This is a genomic window from Brevibacillus sp. YAE8 (assembly GCF_057543335.1).
Window position 1 is genome coordinate 1 of the sequence record NZ_BAAIYG010000196.1, and the last position, 505, is coordinate 505.

At 35.0% G+C, this 505-nt stretch carries 1 pseudogene; it reads left to right on the forward strand.

Annotation, left to right across the window (positions count from 1 at the left end):
* Positions 1-64 precede the first annotated feature (64 nt).
* A pseudogene (locus AC27IT_RS28355) lies at positions 65-505 on the forward strand (ribonucleoside-diphosphate reductase subunit alpha); the annotation flags it as partial.

Below are 505 nucleotides of genomic sequence, written 5' to 3' on the forward strand. Positions count from 1 at the left end.
CTATTCGCTCACCGAGGTACGGTGAGCGATTTTTTATTTTGAAGTGAAGAGAGGAGCCATATTTATGGTGAATACATTAAAGCCTACAATTCTACATGAATTAACTGCATATATTGAACGTTTAAAAAAAGAATTTACGCAACTTGATTTTTCTTTGTATGAGGAAAAGGTTATTCAAACTGTTACAGTAAAGGAAAATATGACGGACGAAAAGGTTGCAAACGTACTAATTTTGGCAGCCCTAGAGCGTATTTCAATGGAAGAACCAGATTGGACGTACGTGGCGGCAGACGTCTACTTAAACGAACTATATCGAAAAGCAGCGGACAACCGAGGTTATGATAAAAAAGAGAAGTACGGTTCGTTTTATCAGCTTATTCAAGAACTAACAAAAATCGGCATTTATAATAAACAGCTATTAAAAACATATACAGAAGAAGAAATTAATGAAATTGCTTCAGTCATTATTCCTGAACGCGATCGTTTATTTACATACATTGGATTG